Below are 22409 nucleotides of genomic sequence, written 5' to 3'. Positions count from 1 at the left end.
TACAAGCCAAAATTCTATTGCCGCAGGCAATCTGGAATGAATTTTGGCTAAGTTACTGTGAACGGAGTGAACAGTAACGAAATGGCCGTAGAGGCTGTATAAAATTCAGGCAGGCAGGAAATGATATGGAGGATTAAAATGAAATTAATATCCTTACTGGAAAAGCTGGAATATACATGTCTTCAGGGCAGTACAGACCAGGAAGTAAAAAATGTGATTTATGATTCCCGGAAAGTAGAAGAGGGCTCTCTTTTTATCTGTATCCGCGGTGCAGTGGTGGATGGCCATAAATTTGTGCCGGATGTAGTTGCAAAAGGGGCAAAGGTTCTGATCGTGGAAGAAGCTGTGGAAGCACCGGAAGATGTGACAGTCATTCTTGTGAAAGATACACGATATGCAATGGCGTTTATTTCTGCCGCATATTTCGGATATCCCGCAGAGAAACTGAAAACAATAGGTATCACAGGAACAAAAGGAAAAACAACCACTACGTATATGGTAAAATCTATTCTGGAAAATGCCGGATATAAAGTGGGACTGATCGGAACCATTGAAGCGATCATCGGTGACAAAGTGATTCCTGCAAAGAACACAACACCGGAGTCTTATGTGATTCAGGAATATTTCCATGAGATGGCAGAAGCCGGCTGTGACTGTGTGGTTATGGAAGTTTCCTCCCAGGGACTGATGCTTCACAGAACTCAGGGATTTGTTTTCGATTTTGGTATTTTTACAAATATTGAGCCGGATCATATCGGACCAAATGAACATAAGGATTTTGATGATTATCTCAGATGCAAGTCCTTACTTCTGAAACAGTGCAAGGTAGGAATTGTAAACAGAGATGATGAACATTTCGAGAAAATTATTGAAGGTCATACATGCAGCCTGGAAACTTATGGATTTTCACCGGAAGCAGACCTTCGTGCGGAAGATGCAAAGCTGGTCGGAGGTAAAGGATATCTGGGTATTTCCTACCATCTGAAAGGACTTCTGGATTTTCATGTGGAGATAGATATTCCCGGTAAATTCAGCATCTACAATTCATTGACAGCAATCGCGATCTGCCGTCATTTTAAGGTTTCGGAAGAAAACATTCTCAAAGCCTTAAAAGTAGCTAAGGTAAAAGGCCGTATCGAAATGGTAAAAGTATCCGATGATTTTACTCTGATGATCGATTACGCGCATAATGCCATGGCTCTGGAGAGTCTTCTGACCACTTTGAAAGAATATCATCCCCACAGACTGGTATGTCTGTTTGGATGCGGAGGCAACAGATCAAAGCTTCGCCGCTATGAGATGGGAGAGGTTTCCGGAAAGCTTGCAGACCTTACCATCATTACCTCTGATAATCCACGTGATGAAGAACCACAGGCGATCATCGATGATATCAAGATCGGTATGGCGAAAACCGATGGAAAATATGTAGAGATTCCGGACAGAAAAGAAGCCATCGCCTATGCGATCCATCATGGAGAGCCGGGGGATATTATAGTTCTGGCAGGTAAGGGACATGAGGATTATCAGGAAATTAAAGGAAAGAAATATCCTATGGATGAACGTGTCCTGATCGCAGATATTCTTGCTGGTAAATAGGTAGCGGGTCAAACAGGAATAAGTTCATGATATATGCTGATATAATAATTGATATTTCCAGTGATAAACTGGACCGGAGTTTTCAATATCGTGTACCGGAAAGGCTGGAGAAGAAAATAAAGGCAGGGATGGTGGCAGCCATCCCTTTTGGAAATGCCGGCCGGGTGCGTAAAGGATATGTGATCGGATTGTCAGATAAACCGAAAATTGCTCCCGAAAAGATTAAAGAAATCAGTGAAATCTGCAGTGGAGAAGAGACTACGGAATCCAGACTGATCGCCCTGGCAGCCTGGATGAGAGAAAATTATGGTTCCACCATGATCCAGGCTCTCAGGACAGTACTTCCTATCCAGGAGAAAATCAAGGCAAAAGAGAAAAAATATATATGCCTGGATATTTCCGAAGAGGCGGGAGCGCAGTTGCTGAAAGAACTTGAACAAACAAGGTTTAAAGCCAGAACAAGACTTCTGAGGGAACTTCTGGAGAAAAAAAGACTGGATTATACACATGCGGCGAAAGAACTGGGGACAACTTCTGCTGTTGTAAAGAAATTTCAGGAGCAGGGGATTATCCGCATAGAATATGATGAGATAATGAGAACTTCACTGAATACAGGTGATATTTCCGGAGAAAGGCGAATGCCGCTTACAGATGAACAGGAAGCGGCAGTAAAGCAGATACAGAGAGAGTGGAAAAAACCATCGCCGAAGCCTGTACTGATCGAGGGAGTGACAGGGAGCGGGAAAACCCAGGTGTATATAAAGCTGATCGAGCAGACGCTTTCTCAGGGAAAAGACGCAATCGTGCTGATCCCGGAGATTGCTCTGACATATCAGACGGTACGCAGATTTTATGCCAGATTTGGGGATAAAGTATCAGTTATCAATTCCAGACAGTCTCAGGGAGAACGCTATGATCAGTTTAAACGTGCGAAAAAGGGAGAAGTCCAGGTGATGATCGGTCCCAGATCTGCGCTGTTTACGCCATTTGCCAGTCTGGGACTGATCATTATTGATGAAGAACATGAATCAAGCTATAAAAGTGAAAGCACACCCCGTTATCATGCAAGGGAAACTGCAATCAGGAGAGCTGTTTTAGAACATGCAAATGTGGTAATGGGTTCAGCTACTCCATCAGTGGAAGCCTACAGTAAGGCAATGAATGGGGAATATAGTCTGGTCAGGCTGACAACAAGATATGGAAGCAGACCTCTGCCCCGGGTTTCTATCGTAGACCTGCGTGAGGAATTAAAAGCAGGAAACAGGTCTGTACTGAGCAGAGAACTCCGGCAAAAGATGAAAGGCCGGTTTGAGAAAAAAGAACAGGTAATGCTTTTTCTGAACAGAAGAGGATACGCAGGTTTTGTATCCTGCCGGTCCTGTGGACATGTGATGAAGTGTCCGCATTGTGATGTTTCTCTTTCGGAGCATAATAATGAAAGGCTTTTATGTCATTACTGTGGATATGAGACAGGAAAACCCCGGATATGCCCGGTGTGCGGATCGCCTTATATTGGCGGATTTAAGGCAGGAACACAGCAGATCGAGAAGGTAGTGCGGGAAGATTTTCCAGAAGTCAGGACTCTCAGAATGGATTTTGATACAACAAGAACCAAGGGCAGCTATGAAAAGATCCTTGCAGCTTTTGCAGCTCATGAGGCAGATATACTGATCGGAACACAGATGATCGTTAAGGGGCATGATTTTCCGGATGTCACACTCATGGGAATAGTAGCAGCGGATCTTTCGCTGAATGCAGAGGATTATCGATGTGCGGAACGTACCTTTCAGCTTCTCTGTCAGGCAGTCGGCCGGGGAGGACGGGGGGAAAAACCGGGAGAGGCAGTGATCCAGACCTATCATCCGGATCATTACAGTATTCAGGCGGCGGCAGTGCAGGATTATCAGGCATTCTATGAGGAAGAGATGAGTTACCGTATGCTTCTGGATTATCCGCCTGCGGCACATATGCTGGCAGTTCTGGGTTCAGGTCCGGAAGATGAGAAACTGGTTCAGGCCATGTATTATCTGAAACTTTATATAGAAAGGATATACAGAGAAAATGACCTGCATATCATTGGCCCGGCATATGCGTCAGTTGGAAAAGTTAAGGATATTTACAGACAGGTTATCTATTTAAAACATAAAGATCATAAAACGCTGGTACATATCAAAGACCAGCTGGAGAAATACATAGAGATAAATTCCGGTTTCCGGAAAATATACATACAATTTGATTTCAGTTAATTATGGCAGATTTTTTCAAAATCTCATTACTGAAGTAATCTGCTGCAGAAGGGAAAACCGGAAGGCAGTAATTTCTGAAATCGTGATATAACAATAATCAAGATATCAGGTTAGGGGCAAAATATCTTTTGATTCTAACATCATAATCAAAGAAGAGGAGAATAAAGAAATGGCACTTAGAAAAATCAGATTACAGGGCGACGAAGTACTTGCAAAGGTCAGCAGACCGGTAGAAAAAATGACACCACGTATTCATGATCTGATCGGGGATATGCTTGAAACCATGTATGATGCAATGGGAGTTGGCCTCGCTGCACCACAGGTAGGTATGCTGAAGCGTATTGTTGTGATCGATATAGGAGAGGGTCCTATCGTGCTGATCAATCCTGAAATCCTTGAAACATCAGGCGAACAGACTGGTGATGAAGGATGCTTAAGTGTACCTGGAATGGCTGGTCAGGTAACACGTCCGAACTATGTAAAGGTAAAAGCTCTGGATGAGGATATGAATGAAGTAGAATATGAAGGGGAAGGTCTTCTTGCGCGTGCTTTCTGCCATGAGATCGATCATCTGGACGGACATATGTATACAGAACTGGTAGAAGGAGAACTTCATCAGGTTTCCTATGATGAGGATGAGGAGTGATAATCAAATGAAGATAGTATTTATGGGAACACCGGATTTCGCAGTGCCGTCATTACATGCACTGACAGAAGCCGGATATGCGGTGGCAGCAGTGGTGACTCAGCCTGACAAACCCAAAGGGAGAGGTAAGACATTATTGCCAACACCTGTAAAAGAAGAAGCCGTTATGCACGATATTCCGGTATATCAGCCGGAGAAAGTGAGAAATAACCCTGAATTTCTGGAGATTCTGAAAGAAATCAATCCTGAGATCATAGTTGTTGCTGCATATGGACAGATTATTCCAAAAGAAATCCTGGAGCTTCCGAAATTTGGATGTATCAATATTCATGCGTCTCTTCTTCCGAAATACAGAGGAGCAGCGCCTATCCAGCAGGCTGTGATCGACGGGGAAAAAGTATCAGGTGTAACGATCCAGCAGATGGGAGAAGGTCTTGATACCGGTGATATGATTTCAAAGATAGTGATTTCGATCTCTCCGACAGAAACAGGTGGAAGCCTGTTTGGAAAACTTGCGCAGGCCGGTGCGGATCTGCTGATCAAGACGCTTCCATCTATTGAGCAGGGAACTGCGGAGTTTGAAAAACAGCCGGAGGAGAGTCCTACACCTTATGCGGCTATGATCACCAAACAGATGGGACTGATGGATTTCAGAAAATCTGCAGAAGAACTGGAACGCCTTGTACGCGGCCTGAATCCATGGCCAAGTGCTTATACATTTCTTAATGGAAAAACTCTGAAAGTGTGGAAATGTAAAGTCAGCACTGAGAAAACAGATGCTGTTCCGGGAACAATCTTCCTGGCGGATAAAGAGGGGATCCATACAGCATGTGGAGAAGGAGTGCTGATTCTTACAGAGGTACAGCTGGAAGGTAAGAAGCGTATGGAAACAGAAGCCTTTCTCCGGGGATATCACATTGAAAATGGAATTGTTTTTACAGATCATAAGGAGTGATTAGATGTACGGATATTATTATTTTGATCCTACGTATTTACTGCTCGTTATCGGAATGGTGCTGTCTTTACTGGCATCTGCAAAGGTAAAGAGTACGTTTTCTGTTTACAGCAGAGTGCGCAGTGCATCGGGGCTTACAGGTGCCGATGCTGCCAGACGGATTCTTCGTATGGCGGGAATTACGGATGTTACGGTAGTACCCATATCCGGCAGCCTGACAGACCACTATGATCCGGGAAGTAAGAAACTGGCACTTTCCCAGGATGTATATGATAAAACATCTGTGGCTGCGATCGGGGTGGCTGCGCATGAATGTGGACATGCTATTCAGCATGCGACTAACTATGTGCCATTGAATCTTCGCTCTGCGATTGTGCCTGTTGCAAACATCGGTTCCACACTTTCCTGGCCATTGTTTCTGGCAGGACTGATTTTCTCAATCCGTCCACTGCTGACTGTTGGAATCATTTTGTTTACATTTGCGGTTCTTTTTCAGCTTGTAACTCTTCCGGTAGAATTCAATGCTTCTTCAAGAGCGTTGAAAATGCTTGGAAGTTCAGGAATGCTTGGAAACGATGAGGTAAAAGGTGCAAGGAAGGTTCTTACAGCGGCAGCACTCACCTATGTTGCAGCACTTGCTTCATCAATCCTGCAGCTTTTAAGACTGATCATACTTGCCGGAGGAAGAGACCGTGACTAATGGAATAAATACAAGAGAACTGATATTACAGATATTACTGGAAATTGAGGAAGAGGGAAAACACAGCCATATTGCAATCCGCAATGCTCTTTCCAAATATCAGTTCCTTCCAAGACAGGAGAGAGCTTTTATTACCAGAGTCTGTGAAGGAACACTGGAATATCGTATTTTAATAGATTATATTATTGATTCATATTCAAAAGTATCTGTAGATAAAATGAAGCCTGTGATCAGGGAAATCCTGAGAAGTGCAGTTTATCAGATCAGGTTTATGGACAGTGTGCCGGACAGCGCAGTGTGTAATGAAGCGGTGAAGCTGGCACAGAGAAAAGGCTTTTACAGCCTGAAACCTTTTGTAAACGGTGTTCTTCGTACGATTGCCAGAGAGTGGAAAAATCTGAAACTTCCTTCAAGGGAAGAAAATCCGGTCAGATATCTGTCTGTCAGATATTCTATGCCGGAAACACTGGTAAACCGTTGGCTTGAGGATTACGGGGAAGAAAAAACAGAAAAGATCCTTACAGATTTTCTCACTGAGAAACCGATCACAGTACGCTGCAGAACTCATAAATATCCACAGAAAGAGATTTATGAGAGCTTGGTCGATCAGGGAGTGGAAGTGAAACCTGCACCTTATCTTCCCTATGCATATGAAATTTCAAATTATAACCATATTCTTGCACTGGATGCATTTATACAGGGGAAAATCCAGGTGCAGGATGTAAGCTCCATGCTGGTGGCAGAAATTGCAGATCCGCAAAAAGGGGATTATGTGATAGATATGTGCGCAGCACCTGGTGGAAAGAGTCTCCATATTGCAGATAAAATGGGAGATTACGGAACAGTAGATGCACGCGATATCAGCCAGTACAAAGTGGATATGATCGAAGAGAATATTCACAGAACAGACTGCATTAATGTGCAGGCTCATGTGATGGATGCTACGGTATTTGATGTAGATTCAGAACTCAAGGCAGATGTCGTTCTGGCAGATGTCCCATGTTCCGGATATGGAGTAATTGGAAAGAAGCCGGAGATCAAATACAGGGTGACTGCACAGAAGCAGGAAGAGATTGTAATCCTTCAGAGAACAATCCTTGACAATGCGGCAGAATATGTGAAACCGGGCGGAGTGCTGGTATTTAGTACCTGTACTATCGCAAAGGAAGAGAATGAAGAGAACATGTTGTGGTTTATGAATAATCATCCATTCAAACTGGAGAGTATTGATCCGTATCTTCCGGAAGAACTGCATTCTGAGACAACAGCTCTGGGTTATCTTCAGCTTCTGCCGGGAGTACACAAAACAGATGGCTTCTTTATTGCAAAATTCAGGAGAAAATAAGTAATGACAGACATTAAGTCAATGACGATCGACGAATTAAAGAAACTGATGACCACTCTGGGAGATAAGCCTTTTCGTGCGAAGCAGATTTACAGCTGGCTGCATGAACACCTTGTTACTTCTTATGATGAGATGACCAATCTTTCCAAAAGCCTGAGGGAAAAACTGAAAGAATATCCTGTCACAGCACTGAAGATGGTAGATGTACAGACATCCCGGATTGACGGTACACAGAAGTATCTGTTCCGTCTCAGTGATGGAAATGTGATAGAGAGTGTTCTCATGCGGTATAAACATGGAAATTCTGTCTGTATTTCTTCTCAGGTGGGATGCCGCATGGGATGCAGATTCTGTGCATCTACCATAGGAGGACTGACCAGATGTCTTCTCCCGTCAGAAATGCTGGATCAGATATACAGGATACAGGCTCTGACAGGAGAAAGAGTTTCCAATGTTGTGGTCATGGGAACGGGGGAACCTCTTGATAATTATGAAAATCTTCTCAGGTTTATACATATCCTGACAGAAGACGGAGGACTTCATATCAGTCAGAGAAACCTGACTGTATCTACTTGTGGGCTGGTTCCGAAGATTTATGACCTTGCAAAAGAAAAGCTTCAGATGACACTTGCACTTTCCCTTCACGCACCTAATGATGTGAAGCGACGGGAACTGATGCCGATCGCAAACAAATACAGCATGGATGAGGTTCTGGAAGCCTGCCGTTATTATTTTAAAGAAACCGGGCGCAGGATCACATTTGAATACAGTCTGGTAGCCGGAGTTAATGACAGCGATGAGGATGCAAGGGAACTTTCCGGCAGAATCAGAGATATGAACTGCCATGTAAATCTGATCCCGGTAAACCCTATTAAGGAACGTTCCTTTGTGCGTTCAACAAGACAGGCTGTGGAGAATTTCAAAATAAAACTTGAAAAATGTGGAATAAATGTTACTATTAGAAGAGAAATGGGCAGTGATATTGATGGTGCCTGTGGACAGTTAAGAAAAAGTTATATGGAAAAAACAGAAAGCGAGAAGTGACATGAGGATATATTCAGCTACTGATGTCGGGCAAAAGCGGAAGATGAACCAGGATTATGTGTTCGCAACTGCTGACCCGGTTGGAAATCTTCCGAATCTGTTTGTTGTTGCAGATGGTATGGGTGGTCATAATGCAGGTGATTATGCATCCTCTCATGCGGTTACATCCATGGTGGAGGAAATCCGGCAGGATGCGGATTTTAATCCGGTAAAGGTAATTCGTCATGCCATTGAATGTGTAAATACCGAGATTCTTACCCAGGCACAGCAGGATGAGAAACTCAGAGGAATGGGAACAACGATAGTGGCAGCTACTATCGTAGGACATTACGCTTATGTGGCAAATGTAGGTGACAGCAGACTTTATGTGATCGGAGAGAAGATTCAGCAGATAACAAGGGATCACTCACTGGTGCAGGAGATGGTAAGAATGGGAGAACTTGACCCTGAACAGGCAAGGAAGCATCCGAAGAAAAATATCATTACAAGAGCACTTGGAGCAGAGAAAACAGTGGATATTGATTTCTTTGACCTGAAACTGGAACCCGGAGATGTAGTTTTGATGTGTTCGGACGGGCTCAGCAATATGGTTGAGGACAGCCAGCTGAGGGAAATCATTTCTGACACATCTACAGATCTGGATGAAAAAGGCAGGATACTTATAAGAGAAGCAAACCGCAATGGCGGCAAGGATAATATTGCAATTGTATTGGTAGAACCATTCACAGACGAGGTGAAAGCATGTTAAAAACGGGAATGATCATAGCAGAACGCTATGAGATATTAGGAAAAATTGGTACCGGCGGAATGGCGGACGTATACAAGGCAAAAGACCATAAGCTGAATCGGTTTGTTGCTGTAAAAGTTCTTAAGCCGGAATTCAGAGAGGATACGACGTTTATCCGCAAGTTTAAAAGTGAGGCTCAGGCTGCAGCAGTCCTGACACATCCGAATATAGTGAATGTATTTGATGTTGGTGACGATAACGGAGTTTATTACATTGTTATGGAGCTTATTGAGGGAATTACTCTCAAGGAGTACATTTCCAAAAAGGGAAAGCTTTCTGTAAAAGAAGCAACCAGTATTGCAATCCAGGTCTCCATGGGACTGGAAGCTGCACACAGCCATGGGATTGTACATCGTGATGTAAAACCGCAGAATATTATCATTTCCATGGATGGAAAGGTAAAAGTAACAGATTTTGGTATTGCAAGAGCCGCTTCTTCCAATACCATAAGCTCAAATGTAATGGGATCTGTTCATTACAGTTCACCGGAACAGGTCAGAGGCGGATACAGTGATGAGAAGAGTGATATTTATTCACTGGGTATTACAATGTATGAAATGGTTACAGGGAAGGTTCCTTTTGACGGAGATACCACAGTAGCTATTGCTATCAAACATCTTCAGGAAGAGATTGTTCCTCCAAGTATTTATACACCGGAGCTTCCCCACAGTCTGGAGCAGATCATTCTGAAATGTACACAGAAAAGCGTGGATCGCCGTTATCAGAATATGGAGGATGTGATCGCAGATCTGAAGCATTCTCTGATCGATCCACAGGGAGATTTCGTAACGCTGACGTCTGTGGATAACGAAGCAAAAACAGTTGTGATCTCAGATAAGGAGCTTGGCGAGATCAAACATATGCCGAAGCAGATCGCAAAGTCAGAACCTGAGGCTCTGGAAGAAGAAATCAATGAAACAGATTATGATGATGAGCCGGAAGTGAAAAAGCACAGGAAGAAATCAGATAAGCCTGAGAAAAAGAAAAAAGGAGGCGGACATGGGCTGACTATTGTAATGCTTCTGATGGGTGTTGTGATTCTGATAGCAATCATTCTGATCGCAGGAAAGGCGTCCGGACTTATTGGAAGTAACAATGATACAGACAAAAAAACTGAGGCCTCAGATACATCGGAATCAGATGATGACGGAATGATAACTGTGCCGAATCTGGTAGGAAAAACAGAGGATGAAGCAAAGAATATCACAAAGGATATGAAACTGGGTATTCAGCCTATGGGCGAGGAGGCTTCAAATCAGGCAAAAGGAACCATTTCTTCACAGGATATTCCAAAGGGAAGTAAAGTAGAGCAGTATACGACCATTAAGTATTATATCAGCAAGGGTGCGCAGAAGATCACAATTCCGGATGTGGATGGACAGACCGGAGTAGACGCACAGCAGACTCTGGAAGATATGGGATTAACTGTTGAGATACAGAAAGAATACAGTGAATTAAATGATGATGGTACTCCGGTTACAGATCCGGGATATGCAGTCTCCACAACTCCGGCAGCCGGAAACTCTGTTTCAGCAGGGGACAGCGTAACACTGCTTGTCAGTCGAGGCGTGGACTATGGAGACAGTGTGGAGGTTCCAAGTGTTGTCGGGATGACAAAGAATGATGCAGTTACTACTTTTGGTAAGTTCCTCAATGTGGAAGTAAAAGAGGAAAAGAGTACAGAGGTGGCAGAAGGAGAAGTAATTTCACAGGAACCGGAAGCTGGAAACTGGGAAGATCCGGATAATGTAAATGTTGTAATCACAGTAAGTACCGGAGATCAGGAACCTTCGGCTCAGAGTGACAGCGCAGATACTGCTGCATCATCTGATGCTCCGGCACAGACAGCAGATAACAGTGCGGCGGCAGCAGCCGGGGAAGTATGGAAATGTACACAGACTCTGAATACTCCGTCAGGATATTCCGGAGGTCCGGTACGTCTGGAACTGATCCAGAATGTAAACGGAACACCGACTGCTTCAGTTGTTCTGGAAGATCAGGTAATCCAGTTCCCGTATGATCTGAATATCACAGGTGCACCTGGTATCAGCGAGGGTACTTTGTATCTGTCTGAACAGATTAACGGCACTTATAAGGAACTCGGAAATTATTCTATTACATTTGCTAAGGCTGAATGATCCATGCAGGGAAAGATAATCAAAGGAATTGCAGGATTTTATTACATCTATGCAGAAAATGATGAGATTTATGAATGCAAGGCAAAGGGAATATTCAGAAAAGATAAACAGAAACCTCTTGTAGGGGATAATGTGGAGATAGAGGTTTTGGATGAACAGGAGAAGGAAGGCAGTGTGACTGCCATCCTTCCCAGAAAAAATTCATTGATCCGTCCGGCCGTTGCCAATGTGGATCAGGCTTTTGTGATTTTTGCGATGGAGAGTCCGAAACCTAATTTTATGCTGCTTGACCGTTTTCTGATCATGATGGAGAAAGAGAATGTTCCGGCTGTTATATGTTTTAACAAGAAAGATCTTGCAAAACAGGAAGAACTGGAGTTTTTATATGAAACTTATAAGAGCTGTGGATATGATGTGATTTTTTCCAGTACTTTTAATGGAGAGGGACTGGATGAGATACATGAGATCCTGAAAGGAAAAACAACTGTAGTTGCAGGACCTTCCGGTGTAGGAAAATCTTCAATCACCAATGCACTGCAGGAAAATGTACAGATGGAAACCGGGGAGATAAGTAAGAAGTTGAAACGTGGAAAGCATACCACGCGTCATTCTCAGGTGATACCGGTGGGACATGATACTTATCTGATGGATACACCGGGATTTTCTTCTTTATATCTGACAGATATAGAAGAACAGGAACTTAAGGCATATTTTCCAGAATTTCGCAGATATGAAGAACAGTGCAGGTTTCAGGGATGCAGACATATCCATGAACCGGACTGTGGCGTGAAAGCAGCATTGGCAGAGCATAAGATCAGCCAGCTTCGCTATGAAGATTATCTGGGACTTTATAATGAATTAAAAGAGAAAAGGAGATTCTAATTATGTATCAGTTGTGCCCTTCTATTTTATCGGCAGATTTTAACCGTTTGGGCGAACAGATCAAAACCCTGGAAAAAGAGGGGATTGAATGGCTTCATATTGATGTTATGGATGGTGATTTTGTACCGAGTATTTCTTTTGGAATGCCGGTGATAAAGTCTATCCGAAAGGAATCAAAGTTGTTTTTTGATGTACATCTCATGGTTACAGAGCCTGAGAGATATATCAGAGATTTTGTGGAATGTGGGGCAGATTCCATTACAGTACATGCGGAGGCATGTGAAGATCTTGAGAGAACTATTGAACAGATCAGGGAAGCAGGTGTGAAGGTGGGGGTTTCCATCAAACCGGCTACACCTGTAAATGATATAAGCCATATGCTCAGCGATGTGGATATGGTTCTGATCATGACTGTACAGCCGGGATTTGGCGGTCAGAAGTATATGGAAGAATGTACGGAGAAGATCAGGGAAGTACGTGAACTGATCGAGGCCGAGAATCTGGATGTAGATGTTCAGGTTGATGGTGGCATCAATGATGAGACAATGGAGACAGTGCTCACAGCAGGTGCAAATCTGCTGGTAGCAGGTTCTTATGTTTTCAACGATGATCTGGCAAAAAATGTAAAACATGCCAGAGAACGAATGGATGAGATCATAAGAAGGATTGACTGAGGAAGAGCATGATAGATACGATAATTGTAAGCGGGGGCAATATCCACAGTGATTTTGCCCTCGATTTTTTAAAAAAGAATGAAGCCTGTCTGATTGCAGCTGATAAAGGGCTGGAATTCTTTCTGGAGCATCAGCTTTTGCCGGATGTAGTTATTGGAGATTTTGACAGTCTGTCTGAAGATGGAAAAAAATTTCTGGAAATTCATGAAGAAAGAAGTATGGACAGTGAAATTCCCTATGGGGGAATGACTGAGTGGAAATTGCAAAAAGGCTTTGGAAATGAGAAAAAAGAAATAAAAGTTATCCGCCTGAGACCGGAAAAAGATGATTCAGATACACAGTCTGCCATGAATTATGCGATCAGGACCGGTGCGAAAAAGATAGTGATCTTTGGTGTGACAGGAAACAGAGTAGATCATCTGATGGCGAATTTCGGACTCCTTGTCCTGGCACAAAACCAGGGGGCAGAAGTAACACTTGTGGATCGGTATAATTATATGAAGCTTATTTCAGACGGAACAGTTCTGAAAAAGTCAGAACAGTTTGGAAAATATGTGTCATTTTTTCCATTTGGAGGAAATGTGACAGATCTGACTCTGGAAGGATTTAAATATCCCCTGAGTAACTATTGTCTGACAGTAGCAGACAGTGGACTTACTGTAAGCAATGAGATCATCAGCGAACATGCCAGAGTTACATTTAGCTCAGGGGTGTTGCTTATGATAATGTCAAGAGACTAAAACACAAGACACGTTTTTTTGATGAGTTTCCCAGGGAGGCACTGGAGCTTGCAGATGAGCTGAATTGACCGCTTTTTTACTTTATAGGAAAGACCGCCTGCGGTGCTCTGCTGAATTAAAAAATGCCCGCACGGAGGCGGGCATGATAACAAGAAAATTCCTGGATTAGAAAATATAAAAATTTTCCTCGCCAAATCGTTATCAGATTTGTCATCATTTAGAAGATAATCCATATCTGGAAGTCCTTTTTCGTTTCTCCTGCTATATAATATTCTGTAAATCATTTTGCATGGATGTTCTCTGGTAATAAGTATTTATGATATCCTGTAAAGTAATCGTATTCATCTTTTCTTCAGCGTTTTTTTGAATTTCATTATAAAATCCCTGCAAAGATAACTGAATATTAATACCAACACCACAATCAGGATTGGTATGAGTATCTAAATGAAGCAGCGGTTTCTCACCTTCAACTGCCTTATAAATATCCAGCAATGTAATCTGGTCTGCCGGTTTTGAAAGAGAAGGATGGGCATGTCCGGCTACACTGGTCATAAGTCCGGCCTTTTTTAGTTTTAACATAAGCTGGCGTACAAAGCCGGGATTTGTATGGACACTTTCTGCAATTGAGGCGCTGGAGAGAGATTTTTCCTGGTTGATAGCAATCAGAACCATCACATGAACAGTATCACTTAATTTCGTTGAATATTTCATGATAAGAAACTCCTTGTAGTATGATATAATGATTTTGCTTTCACATTTTTGAGACAAAAATATTTCTGGTTTATCTAAAACATTTCAAGTTCTCAACAGTTCTTTCCAATATGTTGAGAAACTGTGCATATTTATTATTTTGATGATTGTAAATAATATAATTACAACTATAATGAAATTTAAAGGAAAAGTCAACACAGGAATGAAACTTACGGAGGATTGTATAATCTGCTGATCGTAGACAAATTTATGAAACCACCAAAATCCTTGAATAAACATTGATTATTATATGATGTGATAAAATATTCACAAAGGAGAACTTATGGAATACAAAAATCAAACAGAAAATCGTGCATTTCAGGAAATGTTGCAGGCAGCAGTAAAACGGCTGCAAAATCGTTCCGGAGAGGATATTGCTGCAAAAAGTGGGGCTGTTTTTCATAGCAGCCGAAATGTGCTTGAAGTACTGAGTTTTTATGAAACGATTGAAATTCAACTCCCTGAATTTTGTATTAACTCAGACATGGACGAATGGCATTATCTGACATTGCTGCATTATCTGGATATGGCCGATGGAACAGAAGGTTCACAGAAACTCATTACTTTTGGTAACCTGAAAGATGGATTGATTCGAGGAACCAAGTTCGACCGGACTGCAGAGCAGAAACTGGAAAAGCTTTTGCAGGATAAAGATCCTGAGAAAATTCAGAAAGCATGTAAAAACCTGGGTGCAGAATTCACAGAGACAAAGGCGGATCTGTGTGCTGTTTTTCCAGTTCTGCCAAGATATCCGGTAACTTTAAAGATATGGTTTGCAGATGAAGAATTTCCTGCATCTGGCAAAATATTTCTTCAGGATCATGCCGATCATTATCTGAGTGTAGAAGATGCGGTAACAGTTGGAGAAATTTTGCTGCAAAAATTATCGGAAGCATTTTCTTCTCTCTGATCATGAATCAGAAAACTTTCCAGCCCGGATTTGATAAATTTGTCAATTGTTGTCTGAATCTGTTTCCAGTCATTACAGTGATTGCGGAGCATCAGTCTGTTGATGGAAAGGCAGCCATTCATTTGAAAATAAAAAACCGATTCTGCCTGTTCAAAGGTCAGGAGGCTGTGTGACATAAGCCAGGTCACATAGCCTTCTTTTGTATTTTCTGCTATTTTTTCCAGAAGAATAGGGGCAATTGCATCATCCAGAAACAGTGCCCTGTATTGTGATTCCATCTGTATTTTCTGACAGAACGGATAGGAACAGCTTTTTTGATTTAGACAGAATAAATGATCTACAGTTGTTAACATATCCTGAGTCATATCATTAAAAATATCTGATAATACATCATAGATATCGTAGTAATGAAGATAAAAAGTGCCACGGTTGATTTCAGCATTTTTGCAGACCTCTGTAACTGTAATTTTCGTAAAACTTTTCTGATTTAACAATTCTAAGAACGTATCTTTTATGGTTTGCCTGGTATAGCGGGTACGGCGATCTTGTTTTCTCGTTTTTTCTGACATTATATACTCCTGTATTAGTTAGTATCATATGATTTCTCAACAATTTTTCTGATGTGTTGAGTAACCATACAAATCTCACAGACTGATTATTGTAATTTATATAGTAACAACTATAATGAGGTTTAAAGAAAAAGTCAACAGATTGTTCAGAATTTTAGGAGGAAAAACATGGGACATGTAATTGCAGTATCAGGAAAAGGTGGCGTAGGAAAAACAACTCTTTGTGGATTGTTGATCCAGTATTTATGTGAAAGCGGAAAACGTCCGGTCCTGGCGGTGGATGCAGATGCAAATGCAAATTTGAACGAAGTGCTCGGTGTTGAGCCGGAGGTCACACTTGGGGAGCTGAGAGAAGAAATTGAGCGGGCAGGCATAGACCCACGATATCAGATTCCCTCCGGTATGACAAAACAGGCATATCTGGAAATGCGTCTTTCTGATGCGATTGCAGAAGAAGACGATTATGATTTGATGGTAATGGGACGAACCCAGGGACAGGGCTGCTATTGTTTTGTAAATGGCCTTGTGCAGACCCAGGTTCAGAAACTGCAAAGTCATTATCCATATATTGTGGTTGATAACGAAGCAGGTATGGAACATATCAGCAGAGGAATCCTGCCAATGATGGAAGTTGCTATTCTTGTAAGTGACTGTTCCAGAAGAGGTGTTCAGGCAGCCGGACGTATTGCAAAGCTGATGAAGGAGTTAAACTTTAAACCACAGAAAACTGGATTAATCGTGAATCGTGTTCCGGATGGAAAACTGGACGTCGGAACTCTGGAAGAAATCCGGAATCAGGGACTGGAGCTGCTGGGAGTGGTGCCTCATGATAACCAGGTTTATCAGTATGACTGTGATGGAAAGCCGATTATACAGCTTCCGAAAGATTCTCCGGTCAGAAGTGCACTGGGAGAAATTGTAAAGAAGCTAGGACTGTGAGAGAGGGAGGTTCTCTTTATGATTTCAGCCAGACAGCAGTAGATGAGATAAAAAAATAAAAGAAAAATTAGGTTAAGAAAATAATAGAATATATACAGGAAAAAGGTGAAAAGATGGGATTTTTTTCAGGATGTATGGACGCCAGAAACATGACTTCAATTGAAGAAGTTAAATGTCCGAAATGTAGTGCAGATATAGAAGTATTTGTGAGAGATGGAAAAACAGTTGGCGACAGTGTATGCGATAACTGTGGATATACGATAAAAGAAAACCAGATTATACAGGTGTAATTTGTAATATTACATCCACTTGACTCAGGAATGAAGCAGTGATATACTAAAACAAAAGTTATTTATAAAATAACAGTAAAAACCTGGAACTATATTGTGCGGGCTTGAACAGTTACAAAAAATGCAATTCTTGTGGAGGGTATAGGATGATACAGATTGCAATTGTGGAAGATGAAGAAATTTACGTAAAACAATTAACAGAGTATATCCGGAAATATCAAACGGAAAGGGGAAGATCAATAAAGGTTACAGTATTTGGTGATGGAGAAGATATCACTGAAAATTACAATGGCGGTTTTGACATTATTCTGATGGATATTCAGATGCGGTTCATGGATGGTATGACAGCAGCAGAAAAAATCCGTCAGATGGATCAGAAAGTAATTATCATGTTTATTACAAATATGATTCAATATGCAGTACGTGGATACGAAGTTGATGCAATGGATTATGTAGTAAAACCAGTTGAGTATTTTTCTTTTTCGCAGAAACTGGATAAAGCAGTTGGTCGTATGCGTTCTGAGGTTAAAGAATTTCTTACGATTCCGATTGGGGAAGGAGTTGTAAAGATAGATATAGCAGATATCTATTTTATTGAGGGGCAGAGACATAATGTAATTTATCATACTTCGAGAGGAGATTACTGTTCAAGAATTACGATGAAAGAACTCGAAGAAAAACTTGCGGTACATAATTTTTTTCGATGTGCAAAGGGATATCTGGTAAATATGAATCATGTAGAGGGATTTGTTGGTTCTGATTGTGTGATCCATAATGTACATATACCTGTCAGCAGAACCAGAAAAAAAGAATTCATGAATCTGCTTCTGCAAAACCTCAATATGGAATGATTTCATGCGAAATGGAGGATACTATGTTATATCAGGATATTCCAAGAATTTATACGGCAATAGCAGAGTGGGGATCATGTCTGGTTTATCTTTATATCCTAAAAAAAGAAAACATGAAATCTGTACATTTTCTTATAGGCAGTCTTTTCATGTTGGCAATGCAGAGTATTTTTCTGACTTTGACAGGCAGCGTAACTGAAATTTTGTGGATTCCCTGTATGATGATCGCTGCAGGTATGATGTATGGATTTCTTATGGTCGGAGGAAATATGAAGCCTCTGGGAGCGGCTTATTGCTGTGCCCGTGCATTTGTTCTTGCTGAGTTTGCAGCTTCGCTGCAGTGGCAGATGGTATCTATTGTACAGGCATGGGGGAATCAGAGCCTCGGGGTTGAAATTCTGATCACGATGGTTGTTTTTGGAGGCTGCTTTACTATTGATATTTATTTAGAAAAAGATCTTCTGAAGCAGAATTATCTTGAACAGATGACAGTAAAGGAAGTAGTAGCGGCGGCAATCATGGCTGTTGCAATCTTTGCTTTTAGTAATCTGAGCTTTTTAAATGAAAATGCACCATTTGCGAGCAGAGAACGTGCAGATATTTTTTCTATCAGAACACTGATCGATTTTGGAGGAATTGCAATCCTGCATGCTTATCAGAGCAGGATCAGTGAGTATGTTGCCGAGAAAGAACTTTCAGTAATGAACGTGATGCTGAAAAGCCAGTATGATCAATACCGAAATTATCAGGACAGCCTGGATCTCATACAAATGAAATACCATGATCTGAAACACCAGATAACGGGACTTCGTGCGGAATCAGATGAAGAGAAACGAAAAAAATGGATTGATTCCATGGAAAAGGAAATCGCTGCTTTTGAGAATATAAGCAGAACGGGGAATCAGGTACTTGATACGATTTTGGCAGCTAAGATTTTCCATTGTCGAAAAAATCATATACAGATTACCTGTGTGGCAGATGGAAAATTATTGGATCATATGCATGTAACAGATATATGTTCTATATTTGGAAATGCTTTGGATAATGCGATTGAACATGTAATTTTAATTCCAGATCCGGAAAAAAGACTGATCCATCTGACAGTATCCGCTCAAAAAGGATTTGTGTTCATCAAGATAGAGAATTATTGTGAAGCAGAAATTTCCAAAAATGAAGAGGATCTGATTACAACAACAAAAAAGGATAGTAAAAACCATGGTTTTGGATTGAAGAGTATTCGTAAAGCTGTAGAAAAATATGATGGTTCTGTAGTATTTGGAGTACAGCAGAACTGGTTTGAATTAAAGATTCTTTTACCCAGAGTATTGTAATGCTCTGGGTATTTTGTGCCATATTTGCTGCATCTTGTGCCAAAAACGGCACGAAATAATAACCATGTTATAGTAATGCCAACAGGAAATGATACCTGAAAAAGGCGAGAGAGTCAAAGGAGGAAAAAAGAGAATGATCAGTGTTGAAATGGAAGATGTTCTGGCGGTATTACAATTATGCAAACCGTATATTATCGGTATTATTGCTGCACTTGTAATTGGAATCGTAATTATGATCGCATGCCGCAGGATGTCCAGGGGCAAAAGATTTCTGATAAGAGGAGAAGCTGCGATCGCAATGGTTCTTGCAGTTGTTGTCTGCGTGAATATGATCTGTTTTGGACCAATGTCTACGTTGATTGGACTGGCAACGGGAAATGGAACTTTAAGCGATGAAACAAATGAAGAAGCTGCGGAAGTAGCAGAAGAAATTATGGAAGACGGAATTGTTCTTCTGAAGAATGAAAGCCTGCTTCCTTTAAATGAAACAAAAAAACTGAATATTTTTGGTTGGGAATCTATTAATCCGGCTTACGGCGGAGCTGGTTCCGGTGGAATTAATGATCTGTATGATATTGTCAGTCTGAATCAGGGACTTGAAAATGCCGGATTTTCTATTAACCAGGAGCTGGTTGATTTTTATAACAATTATGGTGCAGATAATCCGGAAATGTCTATCCAGAAACAGAGCTGGACATTACCGGAGCCACCTGTAGATACTTACAGTGATGAGCTTATTAAAAGTGCGAAAGAGTATTCTGATGTGGCAGTTGTGGTTCTTTCCAGAAAAGCAGGTGAAGGTCATAATGATATTCCTATGGATGTAAGAAAAGCAGCATATGATAATAATTCAGATGAATATGATGATTTTCCTGAGGGAGAGCATTATTTACAGCTTTCACAAACTGAGAGAGATATGGTAGATATGGTTTGTTCAAACTTTGATAATGTGATTGTGGTTTATAATGGAGCAAATCAGTTTGAACTTGGTTTCGCAGATGAATATCCTCAGATTAAATCTGTTGTATGGTGCCCCGGAACGGGAAATGTGGGATTTAATGCACTTGGTAAAGTATTTTCAGGTGAAGTCAATCCTTCCGGAAAAACACCGGATACATTTATTTATGATATGACGACTGCTCCGTGGTGGAATAATGCAGAAAAAACGGAGTATACAAATCTGGCAGATATGGCCGTTGAAGGAATGAACGCAGGAACTGCCCAGGTGTATGCTCCGGCATTTACCAATTATGTGGAAGGTATTTATGTAGGATACAAGTACTATGAAACAGCTGCACAGGAAGGTGCGATTGATTACGATAAGACTGTACAGTATCCATTTGGATATGGTCTGAGTTATACGGAATTTGAACAGAAAATGGGTGAATTGGAGGAAAAAGACGGACAGATTTCTGTAGATGTAGAAGTAACCAACACAGGAGATGTTGCCGGAAAAGATGTAGTAGAAGTGTATTATAAACCGCCATATACAAATGGGGGAATTGAGAAATCTTCTGCAAATCTGATCGAGTTTGCAAAAACAGATCTGCTTCAGCCGGGAGAATCTCAGACTGTTACAGTTACATTCAGTATAGAAGATATGGCCTCTTATGATGAGAATAATGCAAAAGCGTATGTTCTTGAAAAAGGCGATTACGTGATCTCTATTAACAGTGATTCACACACTGTGCTGGATCAGAAAACTTATACTGCAGATGCTGATGTAGTATATGAGGGAGAAAATAAAAGAGCATCAGATGATACTGCAGCAACAAATGTATTTGAAGATGCAAAAGGCGATGTGACATATCTGTCACGTGCTGATCATTTTGCAAATTATGAAGAGGCTACAGCAGCACCGGCATCTGCAGAGCTGGGTGAGCCATATGTTTCTGAATATCATTTGAACAGCAACTTTGATAAGACTACATATCTCAATGATAAGGATGTAATGCCGACAACGGGAGCAGATAATGGACTTACATTAGCTGATATGTGTGATGCTGATTATGACGATCCTCGTTGGGAAAAACTTCTGGATCAGCTTACTGTTGATGAAATGGCAAATATGATTGCAATGGCTGGCTATCAGACAGCAGCCATGGACTCTGTGGGAAAAGTGGCTACACTTGATTTCGATGGACCAGCAGCAATTAATAACAACTTTACAGGAGTTGGTTCTATTGGATTTCCAATTGAAGTTGTGGTTGCTTCCACATGGAATAAGGGACTTGCACAGGCCTGGGGTGAATGCATGGGCAAGATCAGTCAGGAAATGGGTGCAGAGGGCTGGTATGCACCAGGTATGAATACTCATAGAACCACATTTGGAGCAAGAAACTATGAATATTTTTCAGAAGATGGAGTTCTTGCAGGAAATATGGGAGCAAAAGCAGTAGAAGGAGCAAGAAAATATGGAGTTTATTCTTATATCAAACATTTTGCTCTGTATGAGGGAAATGCAAAGATGGTAAGTGTCTGGTCAAATGAGCAGGCAATCCGGGAAATCTATCTGAAACCATTTGAAATTTCTGTAAAACAGGGTGGCGCAAATGCGGTTATGGTTTCCTGGAGTTTCCTTGGAGATAAATGGACTGGAGAAAGCAGTAACCTTATGAATACAGTTCTCAGAGATGAATGGGGATTCAGGGGAATGGCACTTACAGACTTCTTCCGAAACAATGGTCATGGATTTATGAATGCAGATGCAGCTTTGGCGAATGGAGTAGATGCAATGTTGTCCACATTCAACGGAGAAGAGAACAATGTAGCCAATCCGGAGCATCCAACAGCTGTACTTCAGATGAGAAATGCCTGCAAAAATGTCATGTATACAGTTGTAAGCAGCTGGGCTTATGATGGAGAACACGAAGAAACAGGTATGGAAAACTGGAAAAAAGCAGGAATTGGTATCGACATTGTAATGGCACTTTTCATGGCAGGAATGGAAGTACTGGTAATCAGAGGATATAAGAAAAGAAAGAATGCTGAATAAGGAAGAAAGTGGGATGGAAAA

The 22409-nt window shown here is 41.4% G+C and carries 20 protein-coding genes; 18 read left to right on the top strand and 2 right to left on the bottom strand.

Going from position 1 to position 22409, the window contains the following annotated elements; all coding sequences use genetic code 11:
- Positions 1-138: 138 nt before the first annotated feature.
- The 12 genes from NQ550_RS17105 (at position 139) to NQ550_RS17050 (ending at position 13753) form a co-directional block, all read left to right on the top strand.
- Positions 139-1596, top strand: a complete 1458-nt coding sequence (locus NQ550_RS17105; protein WP_025578170.1) for a UDP-N-acetylmuramoyl-L-alanyl-D-glutamate--2,6-diaminopimelate ligase — start codon at positions 139-141, stop codon at positions 1594-1596.
- Positions 1597-1622: 26 nt separating this feature from the next.
- Positions 1623-3842 carry a replication restart helicase PriA gene (priA, locus tag NQ550_RS17100; protein ID WP_025578169.1) on the top strand — a complete coding sequence of 740 codons (2220 nt, stop codon included), beginning with the start codon at positions 1623-1625 and terminating at the stop codon, positions 3840-3842.
- Between the two features lie 169 nt (positions 3843-4011).
- On the top strand, positions 4012-4488 hold the full coding sequence (def, locus tag NQ550_RS17095) for a peptide deformylase (protein WP_008706495.1): 477 nt from the start codon (positions 4012-4014) through the stop codon (positions 4486-4488).
- Positions 4489-4495: 7 nt separating this feature from the next.
- On the top strand, positions 4496-5443 hold the full coding sequence (gene fmt, locus NQ550_RS17090; protein ID WP_025578167.1) for a methionyl-tRNA formyltransferase: 948 nt from the start codon (positions 4496-4498) through the stop codon (positions 5441-5443).
- A gap of 4 nt (positions 5444-5447) precedes the next feature.
- The gene (locus tag NQ550_RS17085; protein ID WP_025578165.1) at positions 5448-6143 is read left to right on the top strand and encodes a zinc metallopeptidase; all 696 of its coding nucleotides are present in this window, start codon (positions 5448-5450) and stop codon (positions 6141-6143) included.
- Positions 6136-7488, top strand: coding sequence for a 16S rRNA (cytosine(967)-C(5))-methyltransferase RsmB (gene rsmB / locus NQ550_RS17080; RefSeq protein WP_025578163.1), 1353 nt, complete (start codon positions 6136-6138; stop codon positions 7486-7488). Before NQ550_RS17085 ends, rsmB begins: the two co-directional genes overlap by 8 nt.
- Before the next feature lie 3 nt (positions 7489-7491).
- Positions 7492-8532 carry a dual-specificity RNA methyltransferase RlmN gene (gene rlmN, locus NQ550_RS17075; RefSeq protein WP_025578161.1) on the top strand — a complete coding sequence of 347 codons (1041 nt, stop codon included), beginning with the start codon at positions 7492-7494 and terminating at the stop codon, positions 8530-8532.
- A 1-nt stretch (position 8533) separates the two neighbouring features.
- On the top strand, positions 8534-9280 hold the full coding sequence (locus NQ550_RS17070; RefSeq protein WP_025578159.1) for a Stp1/IreP family PP2C-type Ser/Thr phosphatase: 747 nt from the start codon (positions 8534-8536) through the stop codon (positions 9278-9280).
- A complete protein-coding gene (pknB, locus tag NQ550_RS17065) occupies positions 9274-11457 on the top strand; it encodes a Stk1 family PASTA domain-containing Ser/Thr kinase (protein WP_025578157.1) in 2184 nt (727 codons plus the stop codon). The genes NQ550_RS17070 and pknB overlap by 7 nt, the downstream gene beginning before the upstream one ends.
- 3 nt (positions 11458-11460) lie before the next feature.
- The gene (gene rsgA / locus NQ550_RS17060; protein ID WP_025578155.1) at positions 11461-12339 is read left to right on the top strand and encodes a ribosome small subunit-dependent GTPase A; all 879 of its coding nucleotides are present in this window, start codon (positions 11461-11463) and stop codon (positions 12337-12339) included.
- Positions 12339-13013, top strand: coding sequence for a ribulose-phosphate 3-epimerase (gene rpe, locus NQ550_RS17055; protein WP_025578154.1), 675 nt, complete (start codon positions 12339-12341; stop codon positions 13011-13013). The genes rsgA and rpe overlap by 1 nt, the downstream gene beginning before the upstream one ends.
- A gap of 8 nt (positions 13014-13021) precedes the next feature.
- A complete protein-coding gene (locus NQ550_RS17050) occupies positions 13022-13753 on the top strand; it encodes a thiamine diphosphokinase (RefSeq protein ID WP_025578152.1) in 732 nt (243 codons plus the stop codon).
- A 261-nt stretch (positions 13754-14014) separates the two neighbouring features.
- Here the strand turns inward: NQ550_RS17050 and NQ550_RS17045 are convergent, their stop codons facing one another.
- The gene (locus NQ550_RS17045) at positions 14015-14464 is read right to left on the bottom strand and encodes an Rrf2 family transcriptional regulator (protein ID WP_025578148.1); all 450 of its coding nucleotides are present in this window, start codon (positions 14462-14464) and stop codon (positions 14015-14017) included.
- Between the two features lie 322 nt (positions 14465-14786).
- Between NQ550_RS17045 and NQ550_RS17040 the strand changes: the two genes are divergently transcribed.
- Complete coding sequence (locus tag NQ550_RS17040) at positions 14787-15413, top strand: DUF3786 domain-containing protein (RefSeq protein ID WP_025578146.1); 627 nt, start codon at positions 14787-14789, stop codon at positions 15411-15413.
- On the opposite strand, the gene NQ550_RS17035 is transcribed toward NQ550_RS17040, so the two are convergent.
- Entirely contained in the window at positions 15335-15982 is a 648-nt protein-coding gene (locus NQ550_RS17035; RefSeq protein ID WP_025578144.1) for a TetR/AcrR family transcriptional regulator, read from the bottom strand. The two genes, NQ550_RS17040 and NQ550_RS17035, sit on opposite strands and share 79 nt — an antisense overlap.
- Positions 15983-16150: 168 nt before the next feature.
- Here NQ550_RS17035 and NQ550_RS17030 point away from each other — a divergent pair, with 168 nt between their 5' ends.
- The 5 genes from NQ550_RS17030 (at position 16151) to NQ550_RS17010 (ending at position 22388) form a co-directional block, all read left to right on the top strand.
- The gene (locus NQ550_RS17030) at positions 16151-16921 is read left to right on the top strand and encodes an ATP-binding protein (RefSeq protein ID WP_025578143.1); all 771 of its coding nucleotides are present in this window, start codon (positions 16151-16153) and stop codon (positions 16919-16921) included.
- A gap of 134 nt (positions 16922-17055) precedes the next feature.
- Entirely contained in the window at positions 17056-17211 is a 156-nt protein-coding gene (locus NQ550_RS17025) for a hypothetical protein (protein WP_259838183.1), read from the top strand.
- Between the two features lie 146 nt (positions 17212-17357).
- Positions 17358-18062, top strand: coding sequence for a LytR/AlgR family response regulator transcription factor (locus tag NQ550_RS17020; RefSeq protein ID WP_025578142.1), 705 nt, complete (start codon positions 17358-17360; stop codon positions 18060-18062).
- A gap of 23 nt (positions 18063-18085) precedes the next feature.
- Positions 18086-19393 (top strand): ATP-binding protein, encoded by a 1308-nt coding sequence (locus NQ550_RS17015; protein WP_044996326.1) that lies wholly within the window; start codon positions 18086-18088, stop codon positions 19391-19393.
- A gap of 133 nt (positions 19394-19526) precedes the next feature.
- On the top strand, positions 19527-22388 hold the full coding sequence (locus NQ550_RS17010) for a glycoside hydrolase family 3 C-terminal domain-containing protein (RefSeq protein ID WP_025578139.1): 2862 nt from the start codon (positions 19527-19529) through the stop codon (positions 22386-22388).
- Positions 22389-22409 lie beyond the last annotated feature (21 nt).

This window comes from Blautia wexlerae DSM 19850 (genome assembly GCF_025148125.1).
Taxonomy (GTDB): Bacteria; Bacillota; Clostridia; order Lachnospirales; family Lachnospiraceae; genus Blautia_A; species Blautia_A wexlerae.
The sequence above is the reverse complement of the archived record's forward strand: the minus strand, read 5'-3'. Positions and strand labels throughout refer to the sequence as shown.